At 73.8% G+C, this 10,255-nt stretch carries 10 protein-coding genes; 2 read left to right on the top strand and 8 right to left on the bottom strand.

Going from position 1 to position 10,255, the window contains the following annotated elements; all coding sequences use genetic code 11:
• Positions 1-98: 98 nt before the first annotated feature.
• The 8 genes from GQQ92_RS11200 to GQQ92_RS11165 all read right to left on the bottom strand — a co-directional run bounded on the left by GQQ92_RS11200 (position 99) and on the right by GQQ92_RS11165 (position 8,351).
• Positions 99-278, bottom strand: a complete 180-nt coding sequence (locus tag GQQ92_RS11200) for a hypothetical protein (protein WP_156999337.1) — start codon at positions 276-278, stop codon at positions 99-101.
• 137 nt (positions 279-415) lie between these two features.
• On the bottom strand, positions 416-1,300 hold the full coding sequence (locus GQQ92_RS11195) for a MurR/RpiR family transcriptional regulator (protein WP_156999336.1): 885 nt from the start codon (positions 1,298-1,300) through the stop codon (positions 416-418).
• Positions 1,301-1,316: 16 nt separating this feature from the next.
• Positions 1,317-2,309 (bottom strand): N-acetylmuramic acid 6-phosphate etherase, encoded by a 993-nt coding sequence (gene murQ / locus GQQ92_RS11190; RefSeq protein WP_232057648.1) that lies wholly within the window; start codon positions 2,307-2,309, stop codon positions 1,317-1,319.
• Entirely contained in the window at positions 2,306-3,553 is a 1,248-nt protein-coding gene (locus GQQ92_RS11185; protein WP_156999335.1) for an anhydro-N-acetylmuramic acid kinase, read from the bottom strand. Before GQQ92_RS11185 ends, murQ begins: the two co-directional genes overlap by 4 nt.
• Entirely contained in the window at positions 3,550-5,148 is a 1,599-nt protein-coding gene (locus GQQ92_RS11180; RefSeq protein WP_197738211.1) for a glycoside hydrolase family 3 protein, read from the bottom strand. Before GQQ92_RS11180 ends, GQQ92_RS11185 begins: the two co-directional genes overlap by 4 nt.
• A gap of 5 nt (positions 5,149-5,153) precedes the next feature.
• Positions 5,154-5,945 (bottom strand): carbohydrate ABC transporter permease, encoded by a 792-nt coding sequence (locus GQQ92_RS11175; protein WP_232057656.1) that lies wholly within the window; start codon positions 5,943-5,945, stop codon positions 5,154-5,156.
• A gap of 140 nt (positions 5,946-6,085) precedes the next feature.
• Positions 6,086-6,988 (bottom strand): carbohydrate ABC transporter permease, encoded by a 903-nt coding sequence (locus GQQ92_RS11170; protein WP_232057655.1) that lies wholly within the window; start codon positions 6,986-6,988, stop codon positions 6,086-6,088.
• Between the two features lie 76 nt (positions 6,989-7,064).
• Complete coding sequence (locus tag GQQ92_RS11165; RefSeq protein WP_156999332.1) at positions 7,065-8,351, bottom strand: sugar ABC transporter substrate-binding protein; 1,287 nt, start codon at positions 8,349-8,351, stop codon at positions 7,065-7,067.
• Positions 8,352-8,536: 185 nt separating this feature from the next.
• On the opposite strand from GQQ92_RS11165, the gene GQQ92_RS11160 reads away from it, so the two are divergent.
• Together GQQ92_RS11160 and GQQ92_RS11155 are read left to right on the top strand one after the other, a co-directional pair.
• On the top strand, positions 8,537-9,532 hold the full coding sequence (locus tag GQQ92_RS11160; protein WP_156999331.1) for a BadF/BadG/BcrA/BcrD ATPase family protein: 996 nt from the start codon (positions 8,537-8,539) through the stop codon (positions 9,530-9,532).
• 47 nt (positions 9,533-9,579) lie between these two features.
• Positions 9,580-10,062 carry an NUDIX domain-containing protein gene (locus GQQ92_RS11155; RefSeq protein WP_156999330.1) on the top strand — a complete coding sequence of 161 codons (483 nt, stop codon included), beginning with the start codon at positions 9,580-9,582 and terminating at the stop codon, positions 10,060-10,062.
• Positions 10,063-10,255: the final 193 nt, after the last annotated feature.

Genomic DNA, 10,255 nt, shown 5'->3' with positions numbered 1-10,255 from the left:
GGGGTGCTCGCTCGTCCGGATCGCGCTCGCTCGGGGCCGGCGGCCGTGCGCGGGCGGGGCGCGGGTCGCGCTGCCGCGCCGCGATCGCGCCCCGGCGCTCAGGCCATGAGGTCGCGCAGCAGCTCGCCCCATTCGAAGCCGCACTCGCGGCAGTCGAAGAGCGGGTCGCCGCCGCTGAGGGTGATCAGGTCGGCCACGCGCACGGCCTCTGAGCCGCAGCGCGGGCAGAGCTCGTCGGCCACCTCGGGCACCAGGGTCTGCTGCATCTGCTTCGTCATGGAGCACACGGTACGCGCGGCCACCGACATCGCTCGCCGCACACGCCAGCACGGCCGCGCGCCGGTGCGCCCGCACGCCGCCGCGCCCGCACGCCGGTGCGCCCGCGTGCCGAGACGGGCGTCCCGACCGGCCGGCCTCAGCCCGCGCTGCGGCGGCGCGCGGCGATGCGGTGGCTGGCCGTGACCTCGCGCGTGCGGCGCAGCGGCACCGCGACGTCGTCGCGACGCTGGGCCACCCGCACGAACAGGAAGTCCACGAGGGCGAGCTGCGCGATGCGGCTCGACATGGCGCCCATGCGGTACGTCGACTCGCGGGCGCGCGTCGTGAGCACGAAGTCGGCGAGCTCGGCGAGCGGCGAGTCGGGCGAGTTCGTGATCGCCACGGTCGTGGCGCCCGCGTCGCGCGCGACCTCGAGGGTGTGGTGCGTCTCGGCCGTGAGGCCGGAGTGCGAGATGGCGATCGCGACATCCGTCGGCCGGCGCAGCGCCGCGCTCACGAGCGCGAGGTGCACGTCGACCGAGCAGGCCGCCGAGATGCCGATGCGGCCGAGCTTCTGCTGCAGGTCCTGCGCGGTCAGGCCGCTCGCGCCGAACCCGTAGAGGTCGACGTGGCCCGCGCCGACGACGGCGTCGACGACCCGGTCGAGCACGACCGTGTCGAGCCCCTTCACCGTCTGCTCGATCGCGAGCACCTCGTGGAACGCGATCTTCGCCACGACGTCGGCGGCGGAGTCCTCGGACCCGATGTCGGAGTCGGCGAGCCCGAACCGGTCTCGCTCGGCGGCCTCGCGGCTGAGCGCGCCCGCGACCTCCATGCGGAACTCGCGGTAGCCGCTGTACCCGAGCGTCTGGCAGAAGCGCGCGACGGTCGACAGCGACGTGCGGCAGACGTTCGCGAGCTCGGTGATGGTCAGGTCGACGACGATGCCCGGATCGGCGATGATCGCGTCGGCGACGCGCGCCTCGGCCGAACTGAGGTTCGGCAGCGCCTGCCGGATCTCGGAGAGCACATTGGCCGACATCAGGTGGGGACCCTTCTCATTCCGTGGCCGGCTCCGCGGGGGCGGAGCCGCCGTTCACACTGGAGAGAGCATCCCGCAGCACTCCATCCTCCGCGGCGAGGCGCGCGAGCGCGACCTCGGGTCCGACCCCAGTGAGGGTGACGAGGATGGCGGCCTTCACGCTGCCGCCCACCGATTCGAGGGCCGCGGATGCCGCGGAGGCATCCGCCCCCGTCGCCTGCATGACGATGCGCTCGGCCCTCGCGCGCAGCTTCGCGTTGGTCGCCTGCACGTCGACCATGAGGTTGCCGTGCACCTTGCCGAGGCGCACCATCGCGATGGTCGAGATGGCGTTGAGCACGAGCTTCTGCGCGGTGCCGCCCTTGAGCCTCGTGGAACCGGCGACGATCTCGGGGCCGACCACGGTCTCGATCGCGAGGTCGGCGGCGCGGCCGATCTCGGAGTCCCGGTTGCAGGCGAGGCCCACCGTGAACGCCCCGACCCGGCGCGCGTGCTCGATCGCGCCCACGACGTAGGGCGTGCGGCCCGACGCGGAGATGCCGACGAGCGCGTCGGCCGCGGTGAGCCCGATCGCGGCCAGGTCGGCGGCGCCCTGCTCGGCGTCGTCCTCGGCGTTCTCGACCGCCGAGCGGAGCGCGGTGTCGCCTCCCGCGATGACGCCGACGACGAGCGCGGGGTCGGTGCCGAACGTCGGCGGGATCTCGCTCGCGTCGAGCACGCCCATGCGACCGGCCGTGCCCGCGCCGAGGTAGACGAGCCGCCCGCCGGCCCGGAGCCGCGCGACGATCGCGTCGACCGCGACGGCGATCTGCGGCATCACCTCGGCGACGGCCGCGACGGCCGCGGTGCTCTCCTCGAGCATCGCGCCGACCTGCGCCTCGGCGGGCATCAGGTCGAACTCGGCGTGCGCGTCGTTCACGCCCTCGGTCGAGAGGTCGGCGAGCAGGTCGCGCAGGCGGACGTGCTCGGCCGGCGGCTCGGGCGTGGGCATCGGTGCGGACCAGGTCATGGCGCTCCCCCGGTTTCGGTGCGCGCGTCGGGCGACGCGATGGTGACGGATGCCACGCCGGCCAGCGGCGCGGGAGGTGCGAAGGGTTCGCGGCCGGGCGTCACGCGCCCGGCGACGCGCGCGGCGACCGTCGACAGGGCGACGGGCACGGCGTGCAGGCTGAAGAATCCGAGGAGGGCGAACATCAGCGACTCCTTGAAGGCGGGATCGATGCCGCGCTCCGCGCTCGAGGCCACGCGGATGCCGCGCTCGGCCGCGAGCGCCCGCAGTCGTTCGAGGAGCACGGGATTGCGGGCGCCGCCGCCCGAGCAGACGAGGACGGACGCGGCATCCGGAATCGCGTCGACGACGGTCCGCGCGGTGAACTCGACGAGGGTCGCGACGAGGTCCTCGACGGCCAGGGCCCCGGATGCCGCGAGCCCCGACGCCGCGACGGCGGCGTCGACCACGCCGAGGTCGAAGGTCTCGCGCCCGGTCGACTTCGGCGGCGTCGCCGCGAGGTACGGATGCCGCAGCAGCGCGTCGAGCAGCGGCGCGCTCACCGTGCCGGCCGCGGCGATGGCGCCGTCGCGGTCGAACGCCTCGGCGCCGCTCGTGTGCCGGGCGACGACCGCGTCGACGAGGGCGTTGCCCGGGCCGCTGTCGAAGGCCAGCACGTCGCCGCTCGGATGCACGAGCTGCACGTTCGCGATGCCGCCGAGGTTCACGGTCGCGATCACCCTCCCGGCGGCGGTCGCCTCGCCGCCGAGCCACGCCCGGTCGAAGAACGCCATGAGGGGTGCGCCCTCGCCGCCCGCCGCGATGTCGGCCGCGCGCAGGTCGGAGAGCACGGGCACGCCCGTGAGCTCGGCGATCCAGGCGGGCTCGCCGAGCTGCAGGGTGCCGAGCGCGTGGCCGTGCTCGGCCCAGTGGAAGACCGTCTGGCCGTGCGACACGACGAGGTCGGGCGTCGCGCCCGAATCGCGGATGCCGCGTGCCGCCGCCTCGGCGAATGCCTGACCGAGCCGCGTGGTGAGCCGGGTGAGCTCGCCGGCCGTCGTCGCCTCGCCCGCGGAGACGGCGAGGACCCGCTCGCGCAGACCGGCGTCGAAGTCGTGCGTGGCGGCGTGGAGGGGCCTCATGACGAGGTCGGCGGGTGCGGCGGGGTCGCCGGCCGTGCTCGGGGCGCCCGCGACCGTGATGTCGACGACCGCGACGTCGATGCCGTCGGCCGAGGTGCCTGACTGCAGGGAGAGCACGATCATGGCGACGCCTCCGCGGCACGGGCGACCGGCGCGGCGGCGGCGCCCCGCTCGACGGCGGCGGCCTGCGCGACGGCGGCGCCCTGCGCGCCCTCGGAGAGCAGGACGGCCGCGGCGTCGGCGGCGATGCGGCTGGCGGCTCGCGTGTGCACGGCGGCGAGCGGCAGCGGCGCCCCGGGGACGCCGGCGTCGACCACGACGGCGTCGGGCCGGAGCCTCGCGATGTTCGCGATGCGGTCTCGCTGCGGCCCGTCGCTGCCGACGCGGTCGGCGACGACCACGAGCGGACCCGAGCCGGGCACCGCCGCGTCGCCGCGCAGCACCCGTCCGCCGTCGGCGAGGGTCGCCTCGAAGAAGTCGTCGTCGCTCGCGACGGCGAGGGTCGAGCGTCCGCGGATGTCGAGCACGGTGCGCGGGGCAGGCAGGGCCGGGACGACGCCGTCGATCGAGATCGCCGCCCGGGCCGCGGCCGCGGCGTCGACCGGGTCGAACGCGTCGCGCGCGTCGAGGAGGTCGAGGGCGTCGCGCCGCTCACGAGGTGCGGCGTCGAACCCGTCGCGCGGGTCGATCGCCTCGCGCGCGGCGGCGAGGGATGCCGCGAGCACCCGGACCCGCTCGGCGGCGCGTTCGAGCACCGCGACGGGCAGCGTGCCGTCGTCGACCGCGGCGAGCAGCGCGTGCTGCACCTCGAGGAAGTCGCGGGCGTCCTGATCGGGCGCCGCGGCGGGGCCGAGGTTCGTCGGGTTGCTGATGCAGAGCAGGTCGGCGCCGGCGAGCAGCGCCTGCACGGCGCCGGGGCCCGCGCCGACCGACTCGCGCACGGCGGCCATGTCGAGGGCGTCGGTGACGACGACCCCCTCGAAGCCCATGGCGCGCAGGCGTCCGAGCGCGGTCGGGTTCAGCGTCGCGGGCTGCGGCCCCCACGCGGGCACGACGACGTGCGCGGTCATGATCGCGGGCACGCCCGCGTCGACGAGCCGCTGGAAGGGCGGCAGATGCGTGCGCTCGAGCTCGTCGAGGCCGATCTCGAGCGTCGGCATCGCGTGGTGCGAGTCGAGGTGGGTGTCGCCGTGGCCCGGGAAGTGCTTGGCCGCGGCCGCGGCGCCGGCACGGCGGATGCCGCGGGCCTGGGCGATCGCGTGCCCGGCGACGAGCTCGGGGCGGTCGCCGAACGAGCGCACGCCGATGACCGGGTTGCGCGGGTCGGTGTTGACGTCGGCCACGGGCGCGAGCACCACGTTCGCCCCGACGGCGAGCGAACGGCGCGCGAGCTCGGCGCCCACGGCCTCGGTGACGGCGAGGTCGTCGACGAATCCGAGCTGCGCGGCACCCGGCAGCGTCGACCCGGAAGAGGACTCGATGCGGGTGACGTTGCCGCCCTCCTCGTCGATGCCCACCACGAGCGGGCGCCCCCGGTCGAGCAGATCCCGGGCGAGCGACATCCGCTCGCCCTCGTCCCCCAGGTTGTGCGCGAAGAGCACGAGGCCCGCGAGGCCGCCCTCGTCGAGCTCGCGGCGGAACAGATCCGGGATGCCCCGGCCGAGGAATCCCGGCCAGAGCACCCCGCCCACCAGCCCCCTGACGGTGGGATCGTCCACGGCGGTCACCCCTTGACCGCGCCGGCCACGAGGCCGCTCGACAGGCGACGTTGGACGATGACGAAGAAGATCATGACCGGGACGGTGATGATCGTGGACGCGGCCATGATGTAGCCCCACTCGTTGGTGTGCTCGCCGAAGAACTGCTTGAGGCCGATGGCCACCGTGTAGTTCTCGGAGGCGCCGCCCAGCAGGGTCATGGCGAAGATGAACTCGTTCCACGCGGTGATGAACGAGAAGACCGAGGTCGCGACGAGGCCGGGCATCACGAGCGGCAGCAGCACCGACCGGAACATGCGGCCCCAGCTGGCGCCGTCGAGGTACGCGGCCTCCTCGAGCTCGACCGGCACGGCCGCGACGAATCCCCGCAGCATCCAGATGCCGAACGGCAGCGAGAGCGCGACGTACACGACCATGAGGCCGAGCAGCGTGTTCAGCAGCTGCAGGTCGCGCACCTGCACGAACAGCGGGATCACGAGCGCCTCGAGCGGCACCATCTGCACGACGAGGATCATGAGCAGCATCGACGTGCGGAACTTGAACCGGAACCGCGCGACCGCGACCGAGGCGAGCAGCGCGAGCACGGCGCTCGCGAGCACCGTCACCACGGCGACGATCGCCGAGTTGCGCAGGTACACGTCGAAGCCGCCGTCGGTGAGCACGTACTCGAAGTTCGCGAGCGACCACTCGCGCGGCAGCAGGGTCTGCCCGCCGGCGCCGGCCTTCGCGTCGAACGCGCTCGAAAGCATCCAGAACGCGGGGAACAGCGTGAACGCGAGGAGCACCACGACGAGCACGGCCTTGCCGGCGGCCGAGCGCGTCTTGCGCGACGAACGGCGGGAGGCCGGGATCGCGCGCGGCGTGCCGGGGCCGTCGGGGCCGGGAGGAAGGGCTCCGGATGCCTCGGGGGCGGTGGTCGGGGCGGGTGCGGAGGTGCTCACAGCTCGTCCTCCTTCAGCAGCGCGCGGACGTAGATGACGGTGATGATGAGCAGCAGCACCGTCAGGAGCACGGCGATCGCCGAGCCGAAGCCGTAGCGGTTCTGCCCGAACGATTCGACGTACGACCAGACCCCGAGGTTGAGCGCCTCGCGGTTCGTGCCGTTGCCGCCCGGCATCAGGTAGACCTGCGCGAACACCTTGAAGTCCCAGATGGTCGACAGGATGATGACGACGCTGAAGACCTGGCGGAGGTTCGGCACGATCACCTGGAAGAAGCGACGCCAGGGGCCCGCGCCGTCCATCTCGGCGGCCTCGAGCATCTCCTTCGGCACGCCGAGCAGGCCCGCGAGCACCGTGATGGCGACGAACGGGAAGCCGTGGTGGATCACGTTCAGCAGCACGATCGCGTAGAAGCTGAAGCGGTTCGTGAACCAGTTGACCGGCTCGTCCTGGAGGCCGACGGCCTGCAGCGCCTCGTTGAAGATGCCGCGGTCGGCGTCGAAGATCCAGACCCAGACGTAGGTGCCGGTGACCGCGGGCATGGCCCACGCGATCATGATCGCGCTGCCGACGACGGTTCGCCAGAAGCCGCCGAGGGAGGCCATGAGCACGGCGACGCCGGTGCCGAGGGCGACCGTGCCCGCGACGGCGAGCACCGCGAACCCGACGGTGTTCGGGAGCACGACGCCCCACAGCGTGGGGTCGGCGAGGATCTCGCCGTAGTTGGCGAGGCCGATCCAGTTCGACTCGCCCGAGACGATCTCGCGCAGGCCGTAGTCCTGCAGGGAGAAGAGGAGGACCCGGATGAGCGGCCAGAGCAGCAGCACCGCGAGCACCGCGAGCGCGGGCGCGAGGAGCAGCCACGGCCGCGACGAGGCGATCAGCCGGTTGCGCTGCACGGGGCCGACGCCCGGCCGGGGGGTCTTGGAACCCCCCGGCGCGGGCGTCGGAGCCTGGATCGTGGTCGACACCTGGTCAGTTGCCGTTCATGATCTCGTCCATCTCCTTCGCGGCATCCGACGTGGCCTCTTCGACCGTCTTCTGCCCGGAGAGGATCGCCTGGATGGCGGTGTTCGTCGTCTTCTTCGCCTGCACGGCGCCGAAGGTCGGCGTGACGGGCACCGAGGCGCCGCCGTCGACGAGCTGCGTGGCGAAGGGCGCGACGAGCGGGTCGTCGGAGTCCATCGTCTCGGTCAGCAGCGACTGCTGGCCCGGGAAGTAGCCCGTCTCCTGGCCCCACTTCTCGGCGAACTCGCCCGTGGTCATGAGCTTGATGAACGACCACGCGAGGTCGGTGTTCTCGGCGGTGCTGAACATCGAGAGGTGCGAGCCGCCGAGCACCGACGGGGCGATGCCGCCGTCCTTGCCAGGGATCGGCGCCGCGGCGAACTTGCCGTCGAGGTCGGCGTTCTTCTCGAGGATCGCGGCGGGCGTCCAGGAGCCCATGAGGGCCATGGCGACGTTGCCCTGCGCGAAGTTGTCGAGGACGTCGGTCTCCTTCCACGTGGTGGCGCCGGCCGACGAGAAGCCGTGCTCGGTCGCGAGGCCGGTGTAGAAGCCGATGCCCTCCTGCGACTCGGGGCTCGCGAGGCCCGACTCCCAGGTGTCGCCGTTCTGCACCGAGACCTCGCCGCCCGCACCCCAGACCCAGGGGTACACGCCGAACTCGGCGTCGCCGGGAACCGCGAACGCGAGCATCTCGGGGTGGGCCGCCTTGATGGCGTCGCCCGCGGCGACGATGTCGTCCCAGCTCTGCGGGGCCTCGAGGCCGAGCTCCTCGAAGATGTCGGAGCGGTACACGAGCGAGCGCACGCCGGCGTACCACGGCATGCCGTAGAGCTCGTCGTCGTAGGTGCCGGACTCGACGAGGCCCTCGACGAGGTCGTCGCCAAGATCGTCGTCGGCGACGAAGTCGGTGATCGGCTCGAGAGCGCCGGCGTCGGCGAACTCGGCCGTCCAGGTGGTGCCGGTCTCGGCGACGTCGGGGGTCGTGCCGCCCGCGATCGACGTGACGAAGCGGTCGTGGGCGTCGGCCCACTGCACGAACTCGACGTTCAGCTCGGCGCCGGTCTCTTCGGTGAACGCGTCGCCGACCTCGTCGAAGAACGCCTCGGAGTCGGGGTTGGTGCCCTCCATGATCCAGACGTCGAGCGTCTGGCCGTCGGCGTTCGAACCGTCTCCGTCGTTCGAACCGCCCGCACAGGCGGTGAGCCCGAACACTGCCGTGGCGAGCACGGCGACGGGCAGCAGTCGCTTCTTCATGGATGCCTCCTCATTGATGGATCTCTCGTGACCTCTGGTGGACCTCGTGCGGGCGCCTCTCGGCGACCCGGAACGTGACTCTGGAAGTAGTATTCGTGAACCATGCAGTGTTTGCAAGTTATTTCCAGAGTCGTGATCGGTTCGAAACCTGAGCGTCACGGAGGCCCCGCCCGTAGGCTCGGCCCGTGAGCAGCACGCCGCCCGTCGACCGCCCGCGCGAGGCTTCGCCCGTGCGCTGCGTGCTCGGCATCGACATCGGCGGCACCGGGTCCCGCGCGGCGCTCGAACCCCTCGACGCGACGCCCGGCACCTCCCGGCGCGTGCTCGAGGGCGCGCGCATCGCCGTGGCATCCACCGGGTCGAACGCCCTCGACGTGGCCGCCGCGCTCGTCGGGGCCGCCGCAGACGCATGGCCGGATGCCGCGATCACGGCCGTGGGCGTCGGTGCGACCGGGCTCGCCTCCCTCGTCGCCGATCCGGATGCCGCGACCGCGCGCCTCTCGCACCTCGCGGCGCCCGGGGCCGGCGTCGCCCTCGCCGTGGACGCCCTCACCGCCCACCTCGGCGCCCTCGACGGGCGCGCGGGCGCGGTCGTGGCCGTCGGCACGGGCGCCATCGCCCTCGGCACCGACCTCGACACGACCTGGCGCCGCGTCGGCGGCTGGGGGCACCTGTGGGACGACCGCGGCTCCGGGGTGTGGGTCGGCATCGAGGCGCTCAAGGCGGCGATCCGCACCCACGACGGCGTGACGGACGACGCCCGGGCGCTGCTCGCCGCCGCCGAGGCCCGGTTCGGCCCGGCGCACTCCTGGCCCGGGGCGCTCCTCACGCGCGCCGACCGCGCGGGCCTCATCGCCGCGTTCGCCCCCGAGGTCGCCGGGCTGGCCGCCGACGGCGACGCCGCGGCATCCGCCATCATGCGCACCGCCGGCCGCGAGGTCGCCGCCACCCTCGTCGCCGCGCTCGACCCCGACCTGCCGCGCCTCGCCTCCTGGACCGGCGGGATGTTCGCCGCCGCGGGCGCGTACCGCGACGCCTTCGCCGCCGAGTTCGCCCGCCTCGCGCCCGACGCCGCGCTCGAGTCTCCGTCGGGCACGCCCCTCGACGGCGCGGTGCGGCTGGCACGGCTCGTCGGCGCCGGAGACCTGCCGGCGGGGCATCCGCCGTTCCTCTGGCGCTGAGCATCGCCGCGACGCACGGCACCCGCCGCAGCCGCTAGCGTTGGCGCATGGCCGAGACGAGCGCGGGGATCCTGCTGCACCGGCGTCGCGGCGCGGCATCCGACCCGCTCGACGTCGAGGTGCTCCTCGGGCACATGGGCGGGCCGTTCTGGCGGGGGCGCGACGCGGCGGCCTGGTCGCTGCCGAAGGGCGCGTTCACCGACGAGACGCCGCTCGACGCGGCCAGGCGCGAGTTCGCCGAAGAGCTCGGCAGCCCCGCGCCCGACGTGCCGTACGTCGAACTCGGCGTGTTCCGCTACACCTCGGGCAAGACCGTGACGGTGTTCGCCGGCGAGGCCGACTTCGACGCCACCGCGATCACGAGCAACACCTTCGAGCTCGAGTGGCCGCCGCGCTCGGGCCGGCGGCAGGCGTTCCCCGAGCTCGACGCGGCCGCCTGGGTGCCCATCGCCGACGCGCGACCGCGGCTCGTCAAGGGCCAACGGCCGGCGCTCGACGCCCTGCACGCCCTGCTCGCGCAGCGCGGCTGAGCCCGCGGTCGCCACGATGTCGGTGGCCCGCGGGAGACTGATCGAGCCCTGATCGGGCGGCGAATCCGGGCCGGGTGTTCGCCCTCCGAGAACGAGGCGGGCGAAGCGGCCGCTCCGCTTGCCTCCGAAAGGGCCGCATGCGAGGCTGTAACGCTGCGCGAGGCCCGAGGGTGGGCCTCGCCCGCGTCATCCG

It is taken from the genome of Agromyces terreus (assembly GCF_009749465.1).
In the GTDB taxonomy this organism is placed as follows: Bacteria; Actinomycetota; Actinomycetes; order Actinomycetales; family Microbacteriaceae; genus Agromyces; species Agromyces terreus.
The sequence above is the reverse complement of the archived record's forward strand: the minus strand, read 5'-3'. Positions and strand labels throughout refer to the sequence as shown.

What these genes read in the sequence shown, in the direction of transcription:
- GQQ92_RS11200 (WP_156999337.1), bottom strand. Translation starts at nt 278, where the DNA reads ATGACGAAGCAGATGCAGCAGACCCTGGTGCCCGAGGTGGCCGACGAG.
- GQQ92_RS11195 (WP_156999336.1), bottom strand. Translation starts at nt 1,300, where the DNA reads ATGTCGGCCAATGTGCTCTCCGAGATCCGGCAGGCGCTGCCGAACCTC.
- murQ (WP_232057648.1), bottom strand. Translation starts at nt 2,309, where the DNA reads ATGACCTGGTCCGCACCGATGCCCACGCCCGAGCCGCCGGCCGAGCAC.
- GQQ92_RS11185 (WP_156999335.1), bottom strand. Translation starts at nt 3,553, where the DNA reads ATGATCGTGCTCTCCCTGCAGTCAGGCACCTCGGCCGACGGCATCGAC.
- GQQ92_RS11165 (WP_156999332.1), bottom strand. Translation starts at nt 8,351, where the DNA reads ATGAAGAAGCGACTGCTGCCCGTCGCCGTGCTCGCCACGGCAGTGTTC.
- GQQ92_RS11155 (WP_156999330.1), top strand. Translation starts at nt 9,580, where the DNA reads ATGGCCGAGACGAGCGCGGGGATCCTGCTGCACCGGCGTCGCGGCGCG.